Raw genomic sequence first — 25,558 nt, forward strand, 5'->3', positions numbered from 1 at the left:
TCCCCTTACTCAGGCTCCACCTGGCCCATTCCTTCAGCTGGGCATCCCCTCGGGTAAGGACAAACCCAATGAACACCCCTCCTCTCCTCCTACGCCCGAGCTTCCCCAGCAGCTCGAATCACCTTCTATCCGCAGCTCTCGCGGGCGCCCTCTGCTTTGCCACCGCAGGGGTGGCTGACGGCGCCAGTTGGATCGGTGGTAACGGGAACTGGGATAATGCCTTCGGCAGCGAAAACTGGTCGCCTGCCGACGAGCCCGACGACAACGACGATGCGAGCTTCAGTACTCCTCATACTGTCAGGCTCATCATTTCGAGTCCGTTTGTCCTCAGCCATTCGATTGGTTCCCTCAACATGTCCGGCGGGAGCACCTTGAATATGAGCGGTCAGCCCATGTCCGTGTCCGGCTCCGTCGCCCTGAGCGGCACCAATACCCGGCTGGTGGCCCCCAGCAGCTACCTGGGAGTCTACGACGGCAACATTGGTATCAGCAGCGGCAGTACTCTCTTCCTGGACAACGGTTCAGTCTCGCTGGACTCGCTCACCTCCAGCCGCAACTTGACGACCTCCGGCGGCACTCTCCGCGGCCATGGCTATGTCAATCTTGGCGATAGAGGCAACTACGCCCTGAACACCACCATCAACAACAACGGCACCATCACCGCCAGCAACGCCACCTCCACCTCTTTTCCCCCGCCGGAGCCCACCCGCCTTTACTTCGGCACCAGCGATTACAGCGCCACCTTCGACCTCGATGGCTCGCTGGAAACCGGCATCGTCCACATCGACCGCAATCAGACCCTCGAGACCAGAATCCCGCTCGCAGACGCCTTCAATGGCAGCCTCTCGATGGTCCAGAATTCCACGCTGATCATCGACGGCAGGTGGCTTGTCGGTGCCAACACCTCATGGAGCCTCGGCACCGGCGGCACCCTTGCTATCGACAACGGTGCCATTGCTGGCACCGGAGGCGCTCCTGCCGGCACCGCCACCATCGGCGGCATGGCTTTCACGCAGGCAGGCGGAACCATCACGGTGATGGATGCCGACGGCACACTGGTGATCGATGTGCCCTACACCTTCAGCGGCGGTCTGCACAAAACGCCGGTCGCGTTATTCTCAAGAAGAGCGCCACCATCGGTGCCGGTGCCACCTTCGCGGGTACGGGCGCGCTCATCATCGCGAACGGCAGCCAGACGGTGACAGAGCCGGGAGCCAATCTTAACACCGTTGTCAACCTGCAAGGAGCCCTCCGGATCGGCAGCTCCAATACCATCACCGAGCTTACCGCGAAGAAGCTCCAAATGGCTCCTACCGGGGAGCTCCATGTGGACATCATCGGCACCGCCACCAACCAGTCCGACCGGATCATGGTAAGCGGCATCGCGGAACTCAATGGCTCCCTGGATCTCCACTTTGGCGAAGTGTCCCCAGGCGTGCCCTTCGTTCCCGCCGTGGGGCAGAAATTCAGCGTTCTCTCCGCCGGTGGCGGTTTCACGGGCACCTTCAAAACGCTCCGCCCAAGCGCCATGCCCGCGGGGCTCGCCATCAAGATCAGCTACCTGCCTACCCTCGTGGAGGCCGAGGTCATCAGCGGTGACGAATATGAAATCTGGGTCCATGGCTTCCCCACGGTCACCACCCCCGCCGACCGCCTGCTGACCGCAGATCCGGATCACGACGGCTTGAGCAACCTTTTCGAATTTGCCCTTGATGACGATCCTGGCAGCAGCAGCTCCAGCGGGAAGGTTATCGCCAAAATCGCACCGGTCGCAGGTGAGAATGTTCTCACCCTCACCTTCCCCGTCCGCGCTGCGAACGAGTCCTATGATACTCCCGGCGGCGAATTCCTGATGATCGGCATGGGCGACACCCATCTCCACTACAAGGCCCAGGCCTCGGCTGACTTTACTAGCTTCGACCTCGATGTGGAGCGTGTCACCGGTGCTGATGCCACCGCCATTCAGGCAGGCTTGCCTGCGCTCAGCCCCGGCTGGGCCTATATTACATGCCGCAGCGGCGGCGCCGCTACCGCCGACCCGCACAAGTTCATGCGGTTGGACATCTCGGAAGGTCCGCTGCCACCCTGAGGCACCCGCTCAACGCCTGCGCCGCAGGACCATCAGCCCGGCAAGCCCGCAGAGGAGGATCGCCGAAGGTTCCGGGATCGTCTGGAAACCTAACACCAGTTGGTTTCCGGAACGGCGGATACTGAAGTCCCCGCCGAAATTCGGATGGAATCCGGTGGCGTCGAAGCCGATGGCGCTTTCGTCGAAACCAGCGCCGAAGCCTGCGGTGGTGCTGGCGATGACCCATTCATATAAGGTATCCGCCTGCAAATTTCCAAGCGACCCGCTGAGAACGAGATCGAAGGTGTTCAGGCCGATGTCCGCCATGTCGAGCTGGCCGTTGATGCCGAGAAGATCCCATTCCGTCCCCGCCGTGCCGGTGACGGCCCCGAGCTCCAGGCGATAGGATCCACCGCCCATCCATGTCTGGCTGCCGGTGGTGAGCGTGCCGATGCTATTGCCGGGGGAAACGAAGCCACCGCTCCCGATCTCCACGGTGCCGGTAATGATTCCTCCGCCACCGAGGATGCCTCCGGAAATCACGCTCACCGCCCCGCCGCCGGTGGCGGAGCCGGTGGTATTGTTCACCAGCAGGCTGCCGCCGGAAACGGTGGTACCGCCGAGGTAGGAAGAGGCACTGGCCAAGGAAAGGGTGCCGCTTCCGTTCTTTTCCAAAGCGCCCGTCCCGAGGATCGAGCCGCTAAAAGTGGTGGAAAGGTTGTTCCCTCCGATGGTGAGCTTCTTGTCGCCCAATGAGACCCAGCCATTGCCCTCCAGCGAGCCGATGGTGGTGCCTGCGGAGCTGAGGGAGACGATGTTCAGGCTACCATAATTATCCAATCGAACCGCCGCGCTACCGCCGCTGGCATTCCCTTGGAATCGGATGCTGCCACCCGAAATCCCTCCTTGGGCGATAAGCTTGGACGACCCCGCCGTGGAGTTATCGTAGAAGGCAATGACCCCGCCGTGATAGTTTCCTCCAGCGGCGGTGATGGTGGCGCTGGCGGCGCTAGAGGAATCGAAGAACTGGGTCCAACCGGTATTGCCCCCCATCATCTGCGCTGCGGCATTGTTGATGGTGGCGGTGCCCGCGTTGGAGGTGTTGTAGAACTGGGTGGTGCCGCCACTGGTCGTGGTGGTGGCGAAGGATTGATTGTGGATGGTCGCGCCGCCAGCCGTGGAGGAATTGTAGAAATAGGTGTAGCCCGCACTGTGGGCGGTGGCCTGATTGGTAATGACGGAAGTCCCGCCACTGGCAGTTCCCCTGAAAGCAGTGACGCCACCCGAGGCACCCGAGACAGATGAGCCGCCATTGTTGATGGTGGCATTCCCCGCAACGGAGGAACCGAAGAACTCCGTCCAGCCACGCGAGCCTCCCGAAACCGTAGCAGCATGGTTGGTGATCAGTGCGGAACCGGCAGTGGAGGTGCCGATGAACTGGAGCGTGCCTCCCGTGGCACCGGTGACCAGCGCTCCCCGGTTATTGAAAGTGGCGGAGCCAGCGCTGGAGCTATCGTAGAACCAGGTATAGCCGGCATTCGCACCATTCACGGAACCGCCATGATTCGTGATATCGGAGGTTCCGGCGTCCGAGCTGCCGCGGAAGGCCAAGGTGCCGCCGCGGGCTCCGGAGGCGGTGCCACCTCCATTTGTTAGAGTGGCGTTCGCAGCACTGGAACTGTCGATGAATTCGGTCCGGCCGCTGCCGTCATTGGATACGCCGCCTTGGTTCGTGATGACCGAGTTTCCCGCATCCGAGGAGTTCCAGAAGATGATCGCCCCGCCCCCGGCTCCTGCGGTGGCACTGCCTTCGTTGATGAGGACGGCGGAATCTGCCGAAGAGTTGCCAAGGAAGTAGGTGTAGGAAGAAAGCGCGCCAGAAACGGTGCCAGCCTTGTTAGTGATGGATGCCGATCCGGCCGTGGAGTCGTCGTAGAAGCCGGTCAGCCCCCCTTGAGCGCCGGAGACGGTTCCGGCTTCATTGATGATCTCCGCCTGCCCCGCGGTGCTGTTCTCCGTGAAGTCGGTAAGCCCGCCTCTGCCACCGGACAGGATGCCTCCTTCGTTGGTAATGCTCGCTCCCGCAGCGGAAGCATTTCCAGCGAAGCGGGTTTCAGAGAGGTTGCCCTCAATGATCGCGTTCGCCTGATTGGAAATAAGCGCGGTACCGGCATTCGAGGAGTCCGCAAAAAGGGTAAAGCCACCTGCGATTCCCGCGCCGGTGCTTCCCTCATTGATGATCTGAGCTCCGCCCGCGGTGGATTGCTCGTAAAAGCGGGTGAGACCCCCGCTCTCTCCCGCGCTCGCACCGTGGTGATTGAGAATGACCGCCTCCCCGCCCGTGGATTGCCCGCGGAAATCAATCAGGCCGCTTTGACCGGCGCCACCGAAGTTCTCGAAGGTGCCACTACCCGCACTGGCGCTGTCGTAGAAGATTGCCCTGCCGCTCCTGCCGCCGCTGAGGGTGCCGCCGTAGGAGAAGATCGTGGCGTTTCCCGCGGTCGCGGAATCGTAGAAGCGCAGCTCCCCGTTCGGGCTGGGAGAAGCGCTCGCCGCACCCCGGTTGTGGATGGTCGAGTTGGCAGCGGTGGCGCTGCCGCGAAACTCGGTGAAGCCACCTTGACCCACGCCTTCTAGGTTATCGATGACCGAGCGGCCCGCGGAGCTGTTGTCATCGAAGAGCAGCCCGCCCGCCAGGCCACCGGAGATTCCGCTGCCTTCATTGATGAAGATGAAAGGGGAAGAACCCAGCGAATCGCCGGCAATCGCACCGTTGATGAAGGCGATGCCTCCGGCCTTGCCCGATCCATCGTCCGCGAGGGTGACGAAGGTTTGCACACCGGATCCCGCCCCGAGAATACCCGCACCGCTGAAGACCAGCTTGTGTCCGGCAGACCCGGCGCCACTGACGCCGATGGTGTAGTCAGCCGTCATCGCCATGAAATTCATGCCTCCCAGCGTGAGGTCCTCCTGAATCAGGAGCTCCGTGAAAGAAGAAGCTCCGAGGATGGCGGTATCATCCGCGCCATCCGGAATTCCCGCGGTCCAATTCGCAGGCAGATGCCAGTTACCATCGGTAGGACTACCGCTCCAGGTAGAGTCCACGGCAGTGGCACGGGGTGCCGTGAAAACTGCCAGCGGCGAAAGCAGCGAGAACCAAGCTAGGCGGGCGACGGGTGTGGGACGCATGGTGCCCAGAATCCCTTGCCATGGGGACAAGGCGCAATACTCCTTCGGACGTACGGGGGGGCGATCAACCCGGCTCGGCACCATGGTCGGCACATCGTTCTTTCTCCAAAAAAGCACCGTCTGGCAGTAGAAGCTCGCCGCTCGAGGGCGACAAACTGGGTGAAGGTATCGACATGCTTTCCGCTCGCCATCCCGCTCCGCGCCAGACGCTCCACTTCGACCCTCAATGCCTTCATTCCCTCCCTCTCTCCCTGTTATTTTTCATGTTTTAACAGGCACAACAGGCGGGAAATGGCGATCTCCGGAAGGCCGTCTCTTGAGCAATATCGGAACAGCGGCAAGTTTTCCGGAAGTTTTCGGGGAACACTTGCCAGTTTCGTCACACTGACCCTACGAGGCCATGCCGGATCTCAAGGAATTCACACGCGTGATCAACGAGCATCACTCGAGCCTGCGATACTACATCCAGGGGCTCGGGGTGAATCCGGCGTGGGTGGATGACATGGCCCAGGATGCCTTCCTCGTGGCCTACCGGAAATGGGGAGAATTCGAGGCGGTGGAAAACCCGGGCGCATGGTTGCGCTCGATCGCGAAGAATCTGGTGCTCAATGAAACGGCCAAGCTCAATCGCCGCCAGCGGCTGCTGGATGAGAACCTGACGACGCTGATGCTAGAGTCTTCCGATGACGACTTGGAGGCCGGCGGACTTTCCGATCTGAGCCATCGGCAGGACGCGCTACGCGCCTGCATGAAGAAGCTCTCCGAGAAGGCGCGGGGCATTGTCGAAGCGCGCTATTTCCACGACCGGAACTCCGCCGAGATCGGGGATGAATTTTCAATGAAGCCGGTGGCCGTCAGGAAGATGCTCTTCCATTCACGACAGGCCTTGGCACATTGCCTGAAGGGTTCGATCGAAAGCACGATTTGATGGCGGCCGAAATTCCAGACGAGTTCATCGAGCTTCTCGAAGCGCTCTCCGAAGAGCGGATCGATGAGGCCGGACGTGCGCGTCTGGTTTCGATGGTACGCGAGGACGCGAGCCTGCGCGCCGTGCTGCGGGAACACTTCGCGGTTTCGCGAGCCTTGGCTTCGCTGGAGCGGGACGATCCCGGTTTCGCGGAAAGGACCGCCGCCCACGTGATGAAAACCGCCGAGGAAGGCGAGTTCGCCTTCGCCGGAAAAGTCACGCGCCGGATCGCGCGGCACCGTTTTGCCAAGGGTCTCGCCGCTGCCGCGGTCCTCACTCTCGCGGCCCTTCCGCTTGCTTGGAAGATGCTCCATCCCGCGAAGGATGTGGCGACACTGGTTCGGATGGACGAGGCGGGAATCGTGCTTTCCCGGACTCCGGTGAAGGCGGGTGAGAAGCTCACGGAAACCAGCGGCCTGATCCGGCTCGATTTCCACAACGGAGCGGTGGTCGCGGTGGAAGCACCGGCCAAGCTCACCACGGTATCCGGCATGGAGATCGCCCTCGAATCCGGCCGCCTGAATGCGTGGTGCCCGGAGTCGGCCCATGGTTTCAAGGTCCGCACCAAGTCCGCGGAGCTCACCGATCTTGGAACCTCTTTCGGCATCTCTGCATCGCCCGACGGACGCTCGGAATTCGTGGTGCTCGACGGCTTGGTGGAAGTGCAAAAAGGCAGCGAGAAAATCCGTCTCGAGCAGGGCAAAGCCCTCACGAGCAACGCGCAGGACACGCTGCAGTCCGTGGCATTCGATCCTTCCGGCTTCAAGAACACCTGGCCCCTTGCCTCCGGGATCCTCTCGACCACCGGCTCGGTGATTCCGGCCAGCCCGGACGTTCCTGAAAAGGTCGCCCTAAGCGAGGATAGCGAGCACGTGCTGGTGATCCCCGAACGCCGCGGCATCCCATTCACGAGCCCGCTCGAAGCCGAGATCATCGGACCGGGATCACTGCCCGGAACTTTCGACGGCTCAGCCAAAACCATGGAACCCCAGGCCGGAAGGAGGCTGCGAAGCATCCTGCTGCGCTATGACCCCGTGGGAACTTCTCCCGAGGACTACTTCATCCGCCTTGAGGGAGAGGTTACCTTTGATCGGCCGGTCCTGGCCATCAGTTGCCTCCGTGAGTCTCTGGAGAAAAGCGATGGAGTCTTCTCCACCGCCAGTTGGACGGCCACCCACCGCGGCATCGAGCTGAAGCAAATCGATAACGACCCTGATTCGGTGACCCTTTCCGAGGATCGGCGGACAGTGAAGATCATCTTCTATGCGGGCGCGTCCACGGACGAGATCCGCGTCTTCCTGGAAGATTGAGTGGCGGAAGGCGCTGGCACCCTTGTGTCATGCGGAATTTTGCGGGGAACACTTCGCGCCCGTCGCGAAACCTCTCCTGTGGACACCCGGTGGGCGTCGTTCCCCCGATAGCTCTCTTTCTTTCCCGGCGATCCGCAAAAAGCCCCATGAAACTCCGCTCCGCCCTCCTGGCCTGCCTGCCCGCGCTGCAGGTTTCCGCGCACGGTGCCGTCCTCTTCTCGGACAGCTTCAACCGCGCCGACAGCAAGAACATCGATGCCTCCCTGACCGGCATCGTGGACAACACCGGCTCGAATCTCACCGCCGACAATGTCTACACCCACGCGTGGATCGACCCGGCAAGCCAGTCGCCGCTTTATGGTACTCCCGATGCCAATGCGGCCAACGGCGGCGGTTCCCAGATCCTCTCCAACCAGCTCCAGCTGAAGTACGGTGCGGGAACGGTGAATGCCTACGTGAACCACAACTTCACCAATGCCTCGATCCTCACGGCCGGTGGCTTTTCGGTGAGCTTGGATGTCGCCGGCTACAACCAGACGACCATCAACCAAGGCGGCGCTTTCGGCATCGGCCTCACAGCGCTTGAAGCGGCATCAATGCGCGATGCCGTCGCGAACCAGAATAACGAGCTCCACATGAGCAATGCACTCGGCAGCGGCCTGCCGAGCCAAACGGGTGCCCTCGCAGATTTTTGGGTAGGCCTCCGCGGAAATGCCACCATCGCATGGGGCAGCGGCGATACGGTTCTCGGCTCACTGCCCGTCGCCGCCAAGACCGGCACGATCTCCGCGGTCTTCACCGTGCCTGATTTCAACCAAGGCAGCACGGTCGGCTTCGAGGTCTTCTACAATGGTACAACCCAAGGGACCGGCAGCTTCCTGTGGACCGACAACAACGCGAATTACATCGCGATGGATGGCCGGGATAACACTTTCCTCAACCTCGACAACCTCGTTGTCGCCACCGTGCCGGAACCGTCCGCTCTGGCACTCGGCCTCTTCGGACTGGGTGCACTGCTGCGTCGCCGCCGGGCCTGATTCCTTTCCAGGACACATATGAAACGGCGTCGGGTCGTCTTCCATGGCGGCCCGGCGCTTTTTGTTCGCACCGTTCCTTGATTCACCAAGATGCGCCTACCTTTGCTTGCGCTCCTGGCCGGCATGCTTCCCTGCCACTCCCAGGACATCATTTTCAGCGACACCTTCGATCGCCCCGACAACCGGAACATCGATGCCGTCTTGACCGGCATCACTAACAACACCGGCACTGCCCTGCCCGAGGACGGCGTCTACAGCCAGCCATGGCTGGACCCGGCCAGCCGTCCCCCCACCTATGGAGCACCGGATGCGGATCCGGCCAATGGCGGCGGTAGCCAGATCCTCTCGAACGTCTTCCGGGTGAAAGTGGGCACGGGCACCGCAAATGCCTTCGTGAACCACAACTTCACCAATGCCCCGATCCTCAACGCGGGAGGCTTCTCGGTGAGCATGGATGTCACCGGCTACAATCAGGCGACCGCCGGCCAAGGCGGCGCTTTTGGCATCGGGATGACGGCGGCAGAGGCCGCGTCGATGGGAGACGCGATGGGAAATGGCACAGCCCAGCCGCATCTCAGCAATGCTTTCGGCACCAGCACCAATGCCGTGGCGGACTTCTGGTATGCAATCCGTGGCAACAACACGGTGACATGGGGTAGCGGCGACACGGTGCTCGGCACGGCCACGGTGGCGGCGAAGACAGGCAAGCTCACCGCGAACTTCTCCGTGCAGGATTTCAATGCCGGCAGCGTCGTCGGCTTCCAAGTCCTCTACGGCACCACGGTAGTCGGATCCGGCACCTTCACCTGGACCGATACCAATGCGAACTACATCGCGATGGACGGCCGGGACAACACCTTCGTCAGCATCGACAACTTCTCGGTGTCCACCTTCACGCCGGTGCCTTCGGTGACTTTCTCGGCGGACCCGAAATTCGTGCCGGCGAACAACACCGCGCTCCCCGTCAACCTGAGCTGGACCACCACCGGCATGCCTGCGGGCGCGACCTTCCAAATCACGGCGGACAAGTCAGTCAGCTTTCCGAACGGCGGCAACAGCGGGGCCGCGGCGAATGGCACCGGCACGATCACCACCACCGTCGATGGTAGCTTGGGAGACACCACCTTCACCTACGCGGTGTCGAATAGCAGTGCCCAGATCATCGCGAGCGGCACTGCAACCATCAAGCAAGTGGCAGCGAACCGCCCCAATGTCATCGTGATCCTCGCGGACGACATGGGCTGGTCCGACCTCGGCTGCTACGGCAGCGAGATTCCCACGCCGAACCTCGATGCATTAGCCGCAAATGGCGCACGCTTCCGCCAGTTCTACAACAGCGCCCGCTGCAGCCCGACCCGCGTGTCCCTGCTGACCGGCCTCTATCCGCAGCAAGGCGCGGTGAATCCCGCCGCCGCCCTGCCGGACCTGCGGAACGACAACAACGTGACCTTCGCTGAACTTCTCGGTTCCTATGGTTATCGTACTTACATGGCGGGCAAATGGCACCTCGGAAACGGCGCGCTGCTCGCGGAGAACCGCGGCTTCCAGCACGTGTGGCGGATGGGCAACGGCCAGGCCAACAACACCGACCAATGGAACCAATCGGCCTACACGCTCGTCTCCCGGAACAATGAGATTCCCTTCCGCGACTATGCCGGCACGGGTGGGACCTTCTACCAGACGGATGCCATCGGCGACTACGCGGTCGACTACATCAATCACAACCTGAACAAGGCGGATGGCGCGCCCTTCGCGATGTATCTCGCTTTCGGTGCACCGCATTTCCCGATCCAGGCCCCGGCAGCGCTGGCTGACACCTTCACCTCGACCTATGCCCAAGGCTGGGACGTGATCCGCCAGGCACGCTACAACCGCCAGCTGGCGAATGGCGTGATCGATAGCCGCTATCCCTTCCCGGGACTTGGCGGCACCGGCCCCCACCAGGCAGAGCCGATCGTGCCCCTTCCAGCATGGAACACGCTGCCTGCCGATCGCCAGGCGGACCTCACGCGCCGCATGTCACTCTATGCCGCGATGATCAAGAAGCTGGACGATAACGTCGGCAAGGTGGTCACGCGCCTCCAGCAGACGGGCCAGCTGGACAATACGCTGATCTTCTTCATGTCCGACAATGGTGGCAACCATGAGGGCGGGATCTTCGGCAATACCACGGGTGCCCCGCTGACCGGCGCCGCGCTGGCAAACATGGGCCAAGCGGGTCAAGGCGACATGATCCACTACGGCGGCGGACTCGCCCATGTCAGCAACACCCCGCTGAAGCTCTTCAAGCACTTCACGCATGAAGGCGGCATCCGCGCGCCCTTCATCGTCCACTGGCCCGCAGGTTTCAGCGGGAAGAACTTCTGGGTGGAAACGCCGGGTCATCTGGTCGATGTGGTGGCCACCATCAACGCCGTCACCGGCACGCCACAGCCAAGCAGCTTCAATGGTCATCCGGTGCTGCCGCTGGAAGGCATCAACCTGAAGCCCCTGCTGGACCAACAGGCGGTGGCCGAACGCCCGATCTTCGTGGAACACGAAGCAAACCGCATGATCCGCAAGGGCAAGTGGAAGCTGGTGACCGAGAACTTCAGGGCCTTCGATGGGGAATTCCCCGCCCATCAAAAGCTGCTCTACGACATGGATGCGGACCCGGGCGAAAGCAATGACCTGGCCGCGCAGAACCCGGCAAAGGTCGTGGAGCTCGTGGACGAATGGAATGCCTGGAGCACCCGCGTCGGCCTTCCTCCCGAGAGGCTCATCACTCCGCCTCCCTCAAACCTCACGCCGGCTCCAACCACCGCGGACTTGTTTCTTGATACCTTCAACCGCGCGGCAGCAGTGGACATCGATGCCTCGAATAGCGGCATGAGCGGCAGCCGCGTGCCTCCGCTCGGCAGCGGCACCACCTGGTTCGAAGGCTGGGAAGGCAGCGGCACGACGGACTCGATCCAGATCACCGACAATATCCTGCAAATGGCGACCGGTGCAGGCATGAGCGAAAGCGGCGTGAACCACAACTTCACTGGCCAGGACATCGTGGATGCCGGCGGTTTCTCGGTGTCGCTGCGCGTTCTCTCGCTCAACAGCGATGCCACCGACACCGCAAACCGCTACGCGGGCTTCGGCGTCGGCCTGAACGCGGCCCAAGCTGCAGCGGGAAATGACATCGGCACCGCCAATCCGCCGCCGATCCGTGGCAATGGCACGGTGATCGGCACCGCGGATTGCTTCCTGGAGCTGGATCTCAATGGCAACGTGAAGATGTGGGCCGATGGCGCGGTGGTGGCCACGGTGCCGGTGGGCAAGACCAAGGGCACGCTGACCGCATCCTTCGCCTGCAGCAGCTTCGCGGCTGGAGCTCCGGTGACGGTCTCCGCCTATTTCGATGGGGAGCAGCTCGATCTGGATCCAAGTTCTGCCGCGGCGACGCGGAACTTCGCCTGGGATGAGGCGAATGCGAACTATCTGGCGCTGAGCGCCCGGGCGACGGGCTTCGCACAGATGGATAACTTCGCGGTGCGCAAGCTACCCTTGGCCGCTTCGCTCGGCCTGGAGTATCTGCTGAACTCCGGCCTCGATGGAGGGGAGAGCTCCCTGCTCGCCGATCCGGATGGCGATGGAATGGACAACTTCGGCGAGTGGGCCTTCGGTACGCACCCGGACCGGTCGGACGCCTTCGTGGCGGCGACCTCCTTGGTGCTGATGCAGCCCTCCGTTGGCACCTTCCGCTTCGCGCACCGCCGGCTCAGCAGCTTCGCTGCGGCCGGCTTGAACTACCGCTACATGGTCAGCACGAACTTGAGCACTTGGCATGAGGCGGCAGCCACCGAGGAGTCCACCTCGGCACTGGCGGGCAGCCCGGGTTACGAAAGCGCCACGCTCACGCTCTCTCCGGGAGAGCTCGCCGGACAAGACCGGCTCTTCTTGAAAATCGAGGCTCTGCCTTGAGTAACCACTCTTGGGAAACCCCGCGGGCATGAGGATAGCCCCCGGTGGTGTGATTCCATGGCCGCTGTCATGAGCAGTAACGCGGCGGCCATGGAACCCCACCTGAGGCCGTCAGAGACGGGAGGAATCTTCAGAGGTCCCCTCACCCCCTTGGCCGGAGGAGCCGTAGGGAAGTGCGATGAGACCGGGCAAAAAACCGAAAACGGCGGTCGCGGGCCAGATGACCCACTGGATTACCGGCGGGAGGAGCGGCGCCGGGACTTCGAAGGCGGAACCCGCATTGGCGGCCCCATCCTCGACCCGGCGGGAGGAGTCCGCCGGGTCGGGACGAGAGGGCCCGGAATGTTGGAACCACTTCATTGGGGGGGGCGATCTTGGAACTGTCCACGACGCCACAACCCGCCACAGGGAGGGTTCACCGCCACGGGGAAGATGGCGGAGAGGAGTTGGGCGGAAGCGGCTTTCATCGCGTCAGTCGGGTTGGGAGGGTTGAAACCCAGATCGACACGGATCATCGAAAGTAAAACTACGTAGCGCCATCGGGAGCATTCCCTTTTTGGGATGGGAGAATTTCCTACTACCCGGGGCTGGCGGAGAGCCGCGCGGTCGTGTTAGACGCTGCCGCGTGAGTAAAACTCCGTATCTTGCCCTCCTCCTCGCGATATCTGCCAGCCCTAGCCACGGCTTGGGCATCGAGTTCACGTATCACGATCCGGAAGTCTTGGCGAGAGGCAACGCAGGAGTGGCCTCCAATACCAATGCCTCTGCGGTTTACTACAATCCGGCACTGTTGGGAGCCGGGCAAGGCTCCGACCTGCTGGTCACCGGATACGTGCTGGACTACAAGGTGGAGCATACCGGGCCCGGCGGCCACACGGACCTCAAGGATGGCCCGGCGGTGGCAGCAAGCGCCTTCGCCTCCACGCCGCTGTGGGACGGGGCATCCCTCGGCCTGGGCTTTTACTCACCCTTCGGCCAGAAGAACGAGTGGCCGGAGAATTCGCCGCTGCGCGCCTTCGCGACCGATACCGAGCTGCTTTTCATGGCGGGCACGGCGGCCCTCGGCTTCGAAGTCACCCCGAGCTTCCGCTTCGGGATCTCACTGAGCGCCACCACCAGCAGCGCGGACATCAACCGCGGCATCGTGGTGCCGGGAGACACCTTCTCGATCGAAGGCGAAGGCGATGGCTGGGGTGCCGGCGCGGGCTTCGCTTGGGAACCGATCGAAGGACACACGCTGGGCGGCACGGTCCGCTACTGGTCGCCGGTCACCTATAAGGGCCATAGCACCACGGTGCTCCTCTTCCCCACCTCCGACACGGCGGTGGCGCCGGCGGAAGCCGAGCTGGAATTCCCGGTCGAGGCCACGCTTGGCTACGCCTTCAAGCCGAATGACAAGTGGCTCTTCGAATTCGATGTGACCTATACCGAGTGGTCCTCCTTCGATGAATTCGCGGTGCAGAGCCCGGGCGGAACGCTGGTCGAGCCGCTGCTGTGGGAAGACAGCTTCACCATCGGCACCGGTGTCACCCGCAAGTGGGACTCCGGCTGGTGGCTCGGCGCGGGCTACTGGTTCGCCGAGAAGACAACTCCCGATGTGACTTTCAATCCCCGGCTGCCCGACGTGGACCTTCACGTGGGAAGCATCGGCACCGGCTATCGCACGGAATGCTGGGCTGCCGAATTCACCTATCAATACGGCTACGGCAAACCGCGGCAAATCAGCGGCGGAGCTCCCCTTCCTCCCACGGGGGTCACGGCCAATGGCAAGCTGAACTACCGTGCCCACGGCTTCTCGGCCGGGGTGCGCTGGTTCTGGTAAGCGAACCCCAACAACTCTTTCCTCCGCCATGAATGATCCTTTCGATCATTGGATGCCTTTTCGTCGCCGCGACGAGAACTGGAGCGGCTCGCAAGTGAGCGACCGCATCCGCCGCGATGTCATCCAGCCACTCGAGTCGCTGGTGGCTCGCGTTTCACATCCCCGCTTCGATATCCCCGAGCCATCGCGGAATTCCCTCGAAACGGTGCTCGCGGTGGTGAGCGAGACCTTCGCGGCCACCGATCACGCCGGGGCGGTGGAGACGCTCGATCAAGCATGGCATGGCTGGGAAGTGAAGCTGCAAGCCTTCGCCCGCGATGGCGGGGAGGTGGCCATGAAGCGCATCGGCAAGGTCGCCGACATCGGCCAGGAGGCGGCGCGCCAACTTTACCTGGCAGTCCGCGAGGCCATCGGCAATGCGATGCGCCATGCCGCAGCCTCCCGGATCGAGGTGGTGATGGTACCACTGCAGCAAGGCTGTGCGGTGACCGTGGCGGACAATGGCCGCGGCATCTCGCCTACGAAGTCAGGCGGGATCGGCATGTCCACCATGCGCCGCCGGATGGGCCGCTGTGGGGGCGAGGTGATCGTGCATCCGATCGAGGGCACCGTGATCGAATTCCGCCTGCCATGCCCGCGCCGCTCCTTGTGGGAGTGGCTACTGCAAAGCAGAAGGCTCGAGCGCGCCGTAGATCCGGCGCATGCGGGCGAGATGAAGACACGCTGGCAGGAACGCGTGGATCGCTTCGGCAGCCTTGAGTCGGTCTTCGCCGAGTGGCCGCTGGCGGCTTCCTGGATCGAGTCCCGCCTGCCCGCCGAGCGCCGCGCGCCGGATGACCTGCAGCGGATGGTCTTCTGGCTCACGCAGGAGTTGATGCACATCGGCGTGCCCTATGAGATCGAGGCAGAGGAAGATGCGGACCGCGTGCGCTGCCGCATTTCATGGCAGGGCGAAGTGGATCCCCTGCATTGGCTGGAGCTCGGCCTGGTGATTTCGCTTTCCCGGCCTGTAACCTTGCGGCTGACGGGCTCGTCGGGCTTGGAGTTGCTGGTGGCACGCAGGGCCGATCAACTTTCCGCAACGGGCGTGGCGGGATCTTTCGCCTCACTGGTGCACAATACCTGGTCCGGCGGCCTTCCCGCTGCACGGGACGATCTTTCCTCCTACCTGCACGATGTCTTGGCACAGGAACTCGTGGCGGAATCGATGCGCTGGGAGATCGCTCGCGAGGAGTACCCTCCCGGGGACATGAGATCGCGCTTCGATCAATGCCAGCACGAGCTCAGGCGCATCGCGGTTCTGGCGCGAGGCCTGTCTCATGAAATATCGGACCATTGAGCGATAGCCCGACCAAGTTCCAGGGACCTGGCCGGAGCCATCAAATGTACTGCTGCCCTTCGATGATCGCCATCGAGGGGCTGCCCTTCGTCAGGGCATTCACGGCAAGCATCGCCGACGTCGTGGCGGACTCCACGCAACCGATATCGATCGAGTTCCGGCACCAGTCTCCCGCGAAGAAGAGATTGTTGAAGCCGCTCTCCCATGGGAAGAGGCGGTGAGGCGTGCCGGTATTCGTCGAAAGGACGTAGCGCTCGGACGGATCGATATTGATCCGGAAGTACTGCCAATCGAAGCGTTCCTCATCCGTGGCATTCGGATCCGGATGGTAGAGCGCTTTCGGATCGAGGCATTCGGTGCCCGGCAAACAAATGCCCGGCCACAAGGCGGAATGCGAGGCGAGCCACTGGCGGCAGACTTCCTTCACGCGGGCTTTTTCGCGTGCCGGATAGCCCGGATCGGTGCCCGGCGCCGGTTCGTTCGGGTCATCCGGTTCGGGACCGCAGAGGTAGATGAGATGCTTTGCCTGGTTGGTGCATTCCGTCCGGAGGATCGGGGTGGCTTCGACCACGATGTTGAAAGGATCCGGCGCAGATCCCGCCAAGGCATACTCGCAGAAATATTCATTCGGGTCCCAGCGCAAGCCATCAGGCCCGTCACCGCCCCCGGCAAACCAGAACTGGCAGGCGATGGTGCGGATCGACTCGCTGGTATCCACCATCATCTTGTAGCGCGGGCTCTCTTCCAGCAACTCGCCCGCAATCCGCGGGTGAGCCTGCGGAGGAATCGCGAGGATCACGTGGTCGAAGGTGTCTTTCGCACCGGGCTCGGCACTGGCGGCATCCCGGAGCACCACCGTCTCGACCCGATGCTGGCTCCAATCCGATTCCATTCCGGGATCGCCATGCGGAGGAAGGCTGTCGGCCTGCAATTGATCCTCCATCGGTTGATCCGGCCAGACAGGCCAGACGACCTTACCCTTCTCCGGATGGTCGGCGATGATTTCCTTGAGCGGATAGTATTCGCTCAGCTCGGGCTTCAACCTTGCCTGGCGGTTGAACTCGATGCGGGCCACGCGATTTCCATCCGCATCGGGCACAAGCTTCTCCACCTTGTGGAAGAACTCGAAGCTGACCCCCTGGTCTTTCAGGACGCGATAGAGCGGAATGAACACGCACTCACCCATGCCCAGGGTCATCCGGTAAACGTAGGCTCCCTTGTAGCCGAAGAAGATCCGGAAGAATCCGCGCAAGGCGGCCCCTGCGGCGAAGTTCGCATTCGTCGTGTCATGCGTCTTGCCCCCGGAGAAGGCAAAGGGCGTGTCGTAGTAACCGCGCAAGTACGGCGAATATCGGAGATCGTGGTAGATCGCGCCGTGGCTCTTGAGCCACTGGAGGAACTCCATGTTGTCGAGATCCTTGAACGTCTTGTCCCGCACCAGCACGTCCACCAGCGCGCCCCGCAGGCAGGTGCGGTAAAGGTCGGCCAGGCAGATCTCGCGAAGATCATCTTCGGAAAGATCGTCGCGCTCCGACATCTTGCGCAGCCGGCGTCCTGCCCAATCGAGCGCCCATTTCAACAGGCGTCCGACAATCAACTCCCCGTACCAGAGTTGCTCGCTGCCGGCCAGATTCACCAGATACTCGGAGAGTTCCTCGCCACGTCCCGAGGGATCGCCGGGATTCACTCCCACGGGGCATGTGCCCGGCTTCCAGGGAATGACCGGCCGCTCAAGGAACTTGCTGGCCCAGCGGATCACCTTCAGGACCCGCGAGCCGACCGCCCCGGTGACGCGGACATTGTCCGCAAGCTGGTCGGCCATGCGCCACAAACTTCCACGGACGTCGAGCGCTGGCGTACCATCGCCGGGGCTACCCGGGTATTCTTCGAGCTCCATCCGCCAAGGATGCCAATCGCCCTTCTTGTCCTGATGATAGAAGACTCCCTCGCGGGCCGCGGAGAAGAACTGGTCCCACTCGATGCAGTCACCGACGGAATAGCCCAACTCCTTGTGCCGATCCAAGGCGGCGCGCAGGGTCTTGAAGGCGTTCTCGTAGAAGCCGAACCACACGTGCGGGCCGTGCTCCTCGCTGCGGCAGGTTTCGCCGCTGCGGCTGCTGGCACCCTTTCCTCCGAGACGCCAGCCGGTCTGGTAAAGGGTGACGCGATACTTCGCCCGGAGCTCTGGAGTAGAGGTAAGCCAATAGGCCGCCATGCAGCCGCCAACACCTCCGCCTAAAATTGCCACATGCTCCCGGGGGTCACTCATGTCTTTATGGATAGTTGCTTGAATTTCGCGATTTCTGCCTCGGCGCCACACTGCGCCAGCAAATCAAGTCCATCCTCCAGAACCCCCGCCCCACCTGCCTTCACGGCATGGAAACACTTCGCCCGCGCTTCAAAGAACTTCGCGCCAAGCCGGCCGGCGGCCTTGCCCGCCTTCAAGAACTCTCCGCCGCCACCGGTACCATGCAGGCCCTTCGCGCAAAGCAAGATCGGCATGCCGATCTCGAAGCTGGTCGCGAACTGGGCCGTGCGCTTCATGAAACGCGAGGTGAGATCACCGAACTGCCGGTCCTCCGAGAGTTCCGGCGGCCCCCAGACGCGCATCTCTCCCAGCAGCACCGAAGCATCCGCGATCAGGAACTGCGTGGACGAAACCGGCGCATGCGTACCCGCAAGATCTTCGGCATCGCGCAAGCGCTCCATCGCCTGCCACGGATTGCCCGAGCGCCACGCACAAATGGCCCGCATCACGTGGATCGATGCCTGCGTGATGGCATCCCCGCCGTGATTCGCGATCTGGCGGCACTGCGCTTCCGCTTCCTTCGGCCCATGACAAGCAAGGGCATGCAGGCTTCCCATCATCGCCGCCCACGTCCGCGACTGGCGGTCCGTGCGCTTGACCGCGGATTCATTGAGAATCCCCGCCCACTCGGCCGCCTTTGAAAGGTTTCCCTGGAAGTAGGCGACGAAGAAAGCATGCGTCGCGGCCTCTTCCACACGGCGGCCGTGACCGTGCGAACGCCAGTAATCGACATTGCCCGCGGCACGGTTCATCGCTTCCTGCCAGCGACCCTTGTCGAGATCGACCAGGCAGCCCACGTGTTCGATGTAAGTCTTCTCCGTCTGGTCACCGACCCGACCGATCATCGCGCGGGCGATGTCCCGGTAACGCTCCGCAAGCCAGCGCGGGCGCCGACCCGACATGGGACAGGCAATCGCCGCGCAGAGCGATGCCAGCACCGCGCTCTCGCCATTCTTCGACGCGAGATCCAGCGCGGTGATGCAGCATTCCGCCGAGCGCTTCTGGTCATTCTGGAAATAGGAAATCTCAGCGAGCATCAGTGCCGCGCGCGCGGCACCCTCAAGCACCGGGGAAGCGGTCGCTCCGGACTTCGGCCTCCCGGTGATGAAAAGCCAACCGTGGCGCATCAGCATCCCGGGGCTAATGGGGAATTGCCCCTGTCTCGGACTGACACCGTAAAGAACCAGCGCCTTCTCTAACAAGGTTACGGCATCCTCCACCATGCCCCAGTGGAAGGCGGCTTCGCCTTCGATCTGCAGGAGCCGCGCCCTGCGGGCAATCGCCACCGGATTTCCCCCGTGCTCCGCAGGCCGGTCGAGCTCCAGCGCGGCGCGAGCTGCTTCGCGGGCTTCACGAAGCGCAAAACGTCCCAAGGCGGCACGCGCGGCGCGGTCGAAGAGATCCATCGCCTCTTCATCGCGGCCGGACTCCCGGGCGTGGAAAGCCGCCTCTGACGGAGAGAAATCCCGCGGCGACTTGGCGGTCATCCATTCCAAGGCGGCCCCGTGGCCTGCCACGCGATCGCGGTCGGAGAGCAAGGACAAGGCAGCCTCGCGAAGCAGGTCGTGATAGAAGGCAAAGCGTCCACGGGCACCAGGCGCAGACACGATGAACTCACCGAGGGACGACGATTCCCAGCAGGTCTTGAAGTCGATGCCCGGCGAGCAGGCGAGCGCAGTCAGCTCCGCTTGCTTCCGGGTGAAAGGTTCGCGCCACACGGCGCACGCACCGAGCAGGGCCCGCAAGCGCGGCGAAAGATCACGGAAGCGCTCGGTCAGCGTCATCTCGCCCTTGCTCCCGGCGGCTCCGATCTCGCTTTCCGCAGCCAAGTCGAGGGTGCCACCCATGCTGAGCAGGCGCCGGCGCTTGCTCATCACCGCCATGGCTTCGCGGGACACCAGCGGCAGCCCGCCGGAAATACGATGAATCTCGTGGTTCAGCTCATCCGTGACCCGCTCAAAGCCGGAAAGCTCCGTGAGCAGGTGGCGATGCTCTTCCAGCGACATCGGCCCGAGCGGGATATCCTCGGGTGCCGGCTGGCCGCGACGGCCGATTACCAGCAGCAATGAGCCCTCCAAGCGTCCCAAGGCAGAAACCACGCTCTGGCTGCCTTCATCCATCCACTGGATGTCATCCACGATGACTGCCACCGGCAAGCTCCCGACCAGGCGCACCAGCACGGCCGCGGTGAACTCGGGAAGGATGTCCTTATACTGGAGCTGGGTCAGGCCGCTCTCCACCGCCGGATCCGCCTGGATCGGCTCCGAAAGGAAACGGACCAGATTCTTCACCAGTCCCTCGTCCAAGGTCAGCTCTTCGCCGAGCGATTTCACAACCTCCGGAACGCGCGTGCCGCCGATCTGGGAAAGCAGCTCCCGCCATGCAGAGAAAGTTCCGGGAACATCCGAGGGCAAGCAGGAGACACGGGCCACGGTCATCCCCCGCGACACCAGCCAAGTCACCAACGCACCGATGAGGTGGGATTTCCCCGCACCGGCCGGACCGGTGATATTGATCTGGTGGATCGAATCCCGCTCGCCGTTCTTCTCGATGCGCTCGACCAACCAATTCCACAGATCCGCGCGCGCTGGCGGCGTGACCTTTTCCGCTGTCACCGCTTTCCGCGCTTCGAGCCGATGCGCGCAGAAGGGCTCTGCCAGCAGCCCGGGCAGGAAGCCGATGCGCTCCGTACGGTACGGCGGCGGCAACATGCCCGCCGTGCGCTCATCCATGATCAGTCCATCCAGCTCCATCGCGGAAAGGCCGCCAAGCAATTGGGACGCGGTGCCATCTTCCCCGGCACGTCCGGGCATGAGCACCAGCAGCGCTGCCGGATTCTCTTCCAAGATCCCCGCGGCACGTGCCAGTAACACCTTCAGCAGATCGGCGCCATCGGTGGTATCACCCGCTTCCAAGCCATGGGGATGATCGATCTCATCCTCATCCCGCTCCCAGAGGCACCACGCCGCCGGACCACCGGTGCCGGTGGCCTGTTCCGCGCTATCAAATGCCGGTCCCGTATGACTCCCCGTGGTCATGTGGTCGTGGTCTTTTCAACTCAGGTGGACCAGATCTTCCGGCCCAAGGACAAATCGAACTGAAACTTCGCCCGGAGAGGTGCCCCCACCTTCCCCGAAACGAGGCCGATGCGATGAAGCAGGTCGCTGCTGCGGAATTCCGGCACGACAAGCTCCCACTCTCCTTCCTCACGGCTCAGGTGCGTGAGATTGGAGAAGGTCATGTCGCTGGTGGCCACGGCGCGATAACAGGCTTCTGCCGGATTCGTGACGTCGCGAAATTGCTTCAGGAAAACGAACTCCTGCGAGCTCTTGAGATCCCCGAACATCGCGATGGCCTTCTCGAAAATCGAATCGATCAGGATATCGCCCCAGTCGATCTTCCAGAGATCGTCCAGGAAGCCCGGTTCAGCTTCCCCCAGAAGCTCTTCCTTCACGACTTCCGCGAGGCTCTTCGAGAAAGAACGATGCTCGCCGATGTCTTCCGCTTCAACGGATTCATCGGTGCGCAGCAGGGCGAGCAGGCGGCAATTCTTCGCCGTCTTCGGCTGGCCGAGCTTCGGCGTGACCTCGCAGCGGGCCTCACCACCATTCGCGTCGATATCCACCTGGCCCATGATCTTCGGAAAGCCGAAGGCCTCCCGCCCGCTGATCATCGCTGGCGAGGAATCGAGGCAGAGAACGATCGGATAGAACTTGATGGAGGGAAACCCCTTCCCCCATGCCACCACCGGCAGCGTCACCACCATCTCTGACTCCGAGACCGCTCCCCAATCACTATGGAGAGGATCCATGGATCGCATCTCCGCCATCTTCATGAAGATGACGAATGCCAGCGGCAGGGCGGTGAATCTCACCTCCGGCTCCGCTCCATCCGGCCGCCAGTTCAGGGTCTCATCGATCCATTTCTGGGCCTCGTCCCCATTGATTTTCCTGACGACCGACAGCGACTCCACCCCGGTAATCCGGTAGGGAGGCCTGAAATTAAGGTCGGTATCACGTTCGGTATAGGGGATCATTCGTGAGGGAGGGGAAAAATCGGACAGGGTTAACTCTCCGATATTAAAAAAGAGACGCTAACAAAAGCGCTTACCTCTTACCATCGGAGAATTTCCCATGGAGTTCGGCCTCAGGTATCCCTGATATTGCCATTTGCGATACCAAGCCAGTCACGGGCTTGGAGCAACAACTCGGTGCTATTGGAACAACCGAGCTTCGCCTTCATGTTCTCACGATGGCTATCCACCGTTTTCGTGCTGATTTCCAATAACTTCGAGATCTCCTTCGTCGAGCGGCCCTCACCCATCAGGCGGAAGACTTGGAACTCTCGGTCGCTGAGAGTCTCGATCCCTGCGGCCGGATTTTTCGACCAACTCCGCATCATCTCCTCGGTAAGCGCAGGCGAACAATAGATGCGCCCGGCCTCCACCATCTGGAGCGCCTCAAACAAAGCGGAGACGCGGTCTCCCTTCATCAGGTAACCGGAAGCACCCGCCTTGAGCGCTCGGGGACCGTAGCGAAGCTCCGACTGCATGCTGAAAACCAGCACCTTGCAGGTGGAGTTGATATCCTTCAGCTTGCGGATGAGTTCCAGTCCATCGCCATCCGGCAGGACCATGTCCACCACCGCAAGGGCGGGCTTCACGGTCGCCGCGATCTCCACGGCATCTGCTTGGCACTGCGCGCAGTGAAGGCGGTAGCCCGGCATCTTGGATTCCACCAAGGCTTTGACGGCCACAAGGATGATCGGGTGATCATCCACCAACAATAAGTCACGAGTTTGAGGATTGGCAGACATCCGGGGCGGGGAATTTTCCTGACCGGGTATCAGGAAGCTACCCCGGAAGCGACACGGAAATCCGTCAGGGGGCAATCCCGTTCTTCCGGGCAAACTCCGCCGCCGCCGCCTCGTCCTTCTTTTTCCACTCCGCGTGAATGCTCTTGAAGGCCTGGTCGCGGTCCGTTCCTGCAGGAAGGGTTTCCGCCCACTGGGCCGCGGACTCCGGCTCATACGGGGCTACCGTGACCGCATAGGTTTGGGCTGCGGCCTGGCGTACGGGGCCGTCCTTCGTGGCATTGATCCACTCGCCGGCGGCCTTGTAGTCGCGCGTGGTCCAATTGCGCATCATATCGTTCACCTTCTCCTTGAAGGCATCTGCGGGCAGCTTGTCGGACATCCAATCGATCCACTTCCCGGTGTCGTCCCCCTTCATCTGCCAGGAGCTCAGCCCTTTCGCCATCGCCTGTGCTTCTTCCTGGCTCAGGGACGCGGTGCCGAGCCAGGAAGCCGATGCTTCATAGCCCTCCTCGGTCATTTTCGTGGCCATGCCCTCCATGATGGATTTGCGGAGTGCATTGCTCGTATCTGCATCGCTGGTGCCCTTCATCTGCTCGCGGAAGGCCGCCAGCAACGCGGTCTTCTCCGCCGTAGTCTTCGTCTGGCGCGCCAGATTCTGGCCCACCTGCATGTCCGAGCTCAGGCCAAGCTCGCTGATCAGCTTGAAAGCCAAGCGCGGATCCTGCCGCGCCGCACCCGTCACAAGTCCCAGCCTCGCACTGGATGACACCACGTCCGGATGCTCCTTCGTATTGCTGCGATACCACTCCATCGCCGCCACCGGATCATCCTCCGCCCACTTTGCCAGCGCGCTCGTCACCAGGTGATCTCCCGGACTTCCGGGTCCCTTCAGCAGGTCCGCAGACTCCACATAGAGCGTCAGCGCCGCCGATGGCTGGCGGTCCGAAAGGGTCATGATCGCGAAGCCGATGATCCCGCGCCGCATCTCCTCGTCGATCCCCGGCGCGACCTTCAACTCCGCGACGACCACCTTCAGTTGTCCCGCATCCAGCTTCAACATCTCATCGATGATGGCGAAGATGCGCTTCTGCATCTCCGGGCCCGGCTCCTGGCCCTGCTTCTCGAATGCATTCATCTCGTTCGCAAAGTCAGCAAGCCGCTTCGCGAAATCCTTCGCATGGGCCTGCTTGTCTTCGGTCGACTCGCGCTGGCTCTTCATGCGGCGCGGGGACGCCCCGTTTTTCAACAGCTCGTCGGCATCCAGACCGAGGCTCTTCGCCTCTTCCTTCAGACGGTCCCGCACGGCATGCGCATCCTCCAGCTTCACCTTGTTTTGCCAGCCGATGACACCAGCCACGGCGAGAATGAGCGCGGTAATGGTAAGGGAGGCTTTCATCGGGTCGGGACGGATTGGGGAGGGTTGAGACCGCGTTGTCCGAGTTGCTCAAGGACCTCGTTGCGTTTTCCTTCGTCGGAGATCTTCCCCGCGAGCTGCAAGACCCGGTCCCGGTTGGCATCGGTGACAAAGGTGTTCCTCAGGAACGGGACCAACACGTCATCGCTCCCGCTTTCGGCATGATACTTTTCGGCAAGCTGGGCCGCTTCGTCGAAGCGGTTCCTCGAAGCAAGATTCCCCAAGGTCTCTCCGGTGATCCGGTTCAGGGCTTCCGGAGCCTCCTTCTGGATCCAGGCCCGGCTCTTCTCCACCCCTTCCTCAAGCTCGCCGGGTTTATCGGAGAAGCGGTGTGATTGATTCCGGATCGCGGCGGAAACGATCGATCCCCGTTCCTCCGGTGAAGCATTGATCTTGGAAAGAAACTCGCCCACCCGCTCATAGCCGCCCTGGTGAACCAGCTGACCGCCGGTATTCCCCAGTGTCGAAAGCCGTTCTCCTTCGGGAATCGTGCTGCGGATCATGGTCGCTACCGCCAGTTCGGTGCCCGCCTTGATGCGGAAAAACATGCCTTGGTTAAAGATCGCGGAACGCTGTTCCTCTGGCAGCGCCTCCACCCGGGCCCTCGCCGCCGCGGGATCGGACTCAAGCAGCGCGGCCACCAGACCCGCCTCGCACCTCAGTTGGAGATCGCTTTTGCCATCCAGGGTCTTGCTCTCGAATTTCCCGTCCGCGAGCTGCTGATCCATCCACGCGATCGCACCCGCCGGCTCCTTCTCCGCCCATTTGCGGAAAGTATTGCCAAGCTGCCAGGAGACCCCCTCATCATCCAATCTCTGGCTCAGGCGCTCCACGGCAAGGCCCGGATCCTTCTCCGCCAGCGCATTGATCAGGCTCATCTCCAGCTGCTTCTTAACATGCTCGGGAACATCAAGACCCGCGATTGCCTCAAGCCCATGGACGACCTCATCCGCGGACAGCTCCTGGATCATGGCCTGGAACTGCATCTGCCGCCGGATGTCCTCCACGCTCTCGCCGTTGTTCGACTGCAGGTGGTTTTGGGCGATCAGCTTCCAATCGATCTTCCGCATCTTGCCATCCTTCGTCGCCGGGGGCAGCAGCGGGGAGCCGCTCCCCGCCTCTTCCTCAGGCACAGCGTGACGGGCGGATTCCAACCGCTCGCGCAACGTGGTGTTCTCTTCCACCAGCGAAGAAAGCGAATGGCCCTGCGAGCCCAGCCAAACGCCCGCAACAACCAGCGCCGCGGCCGGGGGGATAAATTCAATCGGTTTCATGGCGGAAGGAGTCCTTGGGAAACACCCTGATAGTTCGCAAGCCTAGGCGGATTGTTACGCGTCC

Annotated in this window: 15 protein-coding genes; 8 read left to right on the top strand and 7 right to left on the bottom strand. The window is 62.4% G+C overall.

Annotation, left to right across the window (positions count from 1 at the left end):
• Positions 1 to 68 precede the first annotated feature (68 nt).
• The gene (locus HHL09_RS11195; protein ID WP_169454727.1) at positions 69 to 1,202 is read left to right on the top strand and encodes a hypothetical protein; all 1,134 of its coding nucleotides are present in this window, start codon (positions 69 to 71) and stop codon (positions 1,200 to 1,202) included.
• Positions 1,199 to 2,089 (top strand): hypothetical protein, encoded by an 891-nt coding sequence (locus tag HHL09_RS11200; protein ID WP_169454728.1) that lies wholly within the window; start codon positions 1,199 to 1,201, stop codon positions 2,087 to 2,089. Before HHL09_RS11195 ends, HHL09_RS11200 begins: the two co-directional genes overlap by 4 nt.
• 9 nt (positions 2,090 to 2,098) lie before the next feature.
• On the opposite strand, the gene HHL09_RS11205 is transcribed toward HHL09_RS11200, so the two are convergent.
• Positions 2,099 to 5,257: a beta strand repeat-containing protein gene (locus HHL09_RS11205; protein WP_169454729.1), complete on the bottom strand. Its 3,159-nt coding sequence runs from the start codon at positions 5,255 to 5,257 to the stop codon at positions 2,099 to 2,101.
• A 400-nt stretch (positions 5,258 to 5,657) separates the two neighbouring features.
• On the opposite strand from HHL09_RS11205, the gene HHL09_RS11210 reads away from it, so the two are divergent.
• From HHL09_RS11210 to HHL09_RS11235, 6 genes are all read left to right on the top strand, one after another.
• Positions 5,658 to 6,185 (top strand): sigma-70 family RNA polymerase sigma factor, encoded by a 528-nt coding sequence (locus tag HHL09_RS11210; RefSeq protein ID WP_169454730.1) that lies wholly within the window; start codon positions 5,658 to 5,660, stop codon positions 6,183 to 6,185.
• Positions 6,185 to 7,534 carry a FecR domain-containing protein gene (locus HHL09_RS11215; protein ID WP_169454731.1) on the top strand — a complete coding sequence of 450 codons (1,350 nt, stop codon included), beginning with the start codon at positions 6,185 to 6,187 and terminating at the stop codon, positions 7,532 to 7,534. The genes HHL09_RS11210 and HHL09_RS11215 overlap by 1 nt, the downstream gene beginning before the upstream one ends.
• Positions 7,535 to 7,680: 146 nt before the next feature.
• Entirely contained in the window at positions 7,681 to 8,571 is an 891-nt protein-coding gene (locus HHL09_RS11220) for an MYXO-CTERM sorting domain-containing protein (protein ID WP_169454732.1), read from the top strand.
• 90 nt (positions 8,572 to 8,661) lie between these two features.
• Positions 8,662 to 12,522: an arylsulfatase gene (locus HHL09_RS11225; RefSeq protein ID WP_169454733.1), complete on the top strand. Its 3,861-nt coding sequence runs from the start codon at positions 8,662 to 8,664 to the stop codon at positions 12,520 to 12,522.
• Between the two features lie 625 nt (positions 12,523 to 13,147).
• A complete protein-coding gene (locus HHL09_RS11230; RefSeq protein ID WP_169454734.1) occupies positions 13,148 to 14,344 on the top strand; it encodes an OmpP1/FadL family transporter in 1,197 nt (398 codons plus the stop codon).
• Between the two features lie 28 nt (positions 14,345 to 14,372).
• Positions 14,373 to 15,683 carry a sensor histidine kinase gene (locus HHL09_RS11235; RefSeq protein WP_169454735.1) on the top strand — a complete coding sequence of 437 codons (1,311 nt, stop codon included), beginning with the start codon at positions 14,373 to 14,375 and terminating at the stop codon, positions 15,681 to 15,683.
• A gap of 40 nt (positions 15,684 to 15,723) precedes the next feature.
• On the opposite strand, the gene HHL09_RS11240 is transcribed toward HHL09_RS11235, so the two are convergent.
• From HHL09_RS11240 to HHL09_RS11265, 6 genes are all read right to left on the bottom strand, one after another.
• Complete coding sequence (locus HHL09_RS11240) at positions 15,724 to 17,952, bottom strand: FAD-dependent oxidoreductase (protein ID WP_169454736.1); 2,229 nt, start codon at positions 17,950 to 17,952, stop codon at positions 15,724 to 15,726.
• Positions 17,949 to 21,029 (bottom strand): ATP-binding protein, encoded by a 3,081-nt coding sequence (locus HHL09_RS11245; RefSeq protein WP_169454737.1) that lies wholly within the window; start codon positions 21,027 to 21,029, stop codon positions 17,949 to 17,951. The genes HHL09_RS11240 and HHL09_RS11245 overlap by 4 nt, the downstream gene beginning before the upstream one ends.
• Before the next feature lie 20 nt (positions 21,030 to 21,049).
• Positions 21,050 to 22,027: an acetoacetate decarboxylase family protein gene (locus HHL09_RS11250; protein WP_169454738.1), complete on the bottom strand. Its 978-nt coding sequence runs from the start codon at positions 22,025 to 22,027 to the stop codon at positions 21,050 to 21,052.
• Positions 22,028 to 22,137: 110 nt separating this feature from the next.
• The gene (locus tag HHL09_RS11255) at positions 22,138 to 22,806 is read right to left on the bottom strand and encodes a response regulator (RefSeq protein ID WP_169454739.1); all 669 of its coding nucleotides are present in this window, start codon (positions 22,804 to 22,806) and stop codon (positions 22,138 to 22,140) included.
• Between the two features lie 64 nt (positions 22,807 to 22,870).
• Positions 22,871 to 24,202, bottom strand: a complete 1,332-nt coding sequence (locus HHL09_RS11260) for a hypothetical protein (protein WP_169454740.1) — start codon at positions 24,200 to 24,202, stop codon at positions 22,871 to 22,873.
• The gene (locus tag HHL09_RS11265) at positions 24,199 to 25,494 is read right to left on the bottom strand and encodes a hypothetical protein (RefSeq protein WP_169454741.1); all 1,296 of its coding nucleotides are present in this window, start codon (positions 25,492 to 25,494) and stop codon (positions 24,199 to 24,201) included. The genes HHL09_RS11260 and HHL09_RS11265 overlap by 4 nt, the downstream gene beginning before the upstream one ends.
• Positions 25,495 to 25,558 lie beyond the last annotated feature (64 nt).

The organism is Luteolibacter luteus (genome assembly GCF_012913485.1).
Classification (GTDB): Bacteria; Verrucomicrobiota; Verrucomicrobiia; order Verrucomicrobiales; family Akkermansiaceae; genus Haloferula; species Haloferula lutea.

What these genes read in the sequence shown, in the direction of transcription:
- HHL09_RS11260 (WP_169454740.1), bottom strand. Translation starts at nt 24,202, where the DNA reads ATGAAAGCCTCCCTTACCATTACCGCGCTCATTCTCGCCGTGGCTGGT.
- HHL09_RS11225 (WP_169454733.1), top strand. Translation starts at nt 8,662, where the DNA reads ATGCGCCTACCTTTGCTTGCGCTCCTGGCCGGCATGCTTCCCTGCCAC.
- HHL09_RS11205 (WP_169454729.1), bottom strand. Translation starts at nt 5,257, where the DNA reads ATGCGTCCCACACCCGTCGCCCGCCTAGCTTGGTTCTCGCTGCTTTCG.
- HHL09_RS11250 (WP_169454738.1), bottom strand. Translation starts at nt 22,027, where the DNA reads ATGATCCCCTATACCGAACGTGATACCGACCTTAATTTCAGGCCTCCC.
- HHL09_RS11235 (WP_169454735.1), top strand. Translation starts at nt 14,373, where the DNA reads ATGAATGATCCTTTCGATCATTGGATGCCTTTTCGTCGCCGCGACGAG.
- HHL09_RS11220 (WP_169454732.1), top strand. Translation starts at nt 7,681, where the DNA reads ATGAAACTCCGCTCCGCCCTCCTGGCCTGCCTGCCCGCGCTGCAGGTT.
- HHL09_RS11265 (WP_169454741.1), bottom strand. Translation starts at nt 25,494, where the DNA reads ATGAAACCGATTGAATTTATCCCCCCGGCCGCGGCGCTGGTTGTTGCG.
- HHL09_RS11245 (WP_169454737.1), bottom strand. Translation starts at nt 21,029, where the DNA reads ATGACCACGGGGAGTCATACGGGACCGGCATTTGATAGCGCGGAACAG.
- HHL09_RS11195 (WP_169454727.1), top strand. Translation starts at nt 69, where the DNA reads ATGAACACCCCTCCTCTCCTCCTACGCCCGAGCTTCCCCAGCAGCTCG.
- HHL09_RS11210 (WP_169454730.1), top strand. Translation starts at nt 5,658, where the DNA reads ATGCCGGATCTCAAGGAATTCACACGCGTGATCAACGAGCATCACTCG.
- HHL09_RS11240 (WP_169454736.1), bottom strand. Translation starts at nt 17,952, where the DNA reads ATGAGTGACCCCCGGGAGCATGTGGCAATTTTAGGCGGAGGTGTTGGC.
- HHL09_RS11255 (WP_169454739.1), bottom strand. Translation starts at nt 22,806, where the DNA reads ATGTCTGCCAATCCTCAAACTCGTGACTTATTGTTGGTGGATGATCAC.
- HHL09_RS11215 (WP_169454731.1), top strand. Translation starts at nt 6,185, where the DNA reads ATGGCGGCCGAAATTCCAGACGAGTTCATCGAGCTTCTCGAAGCGCTC.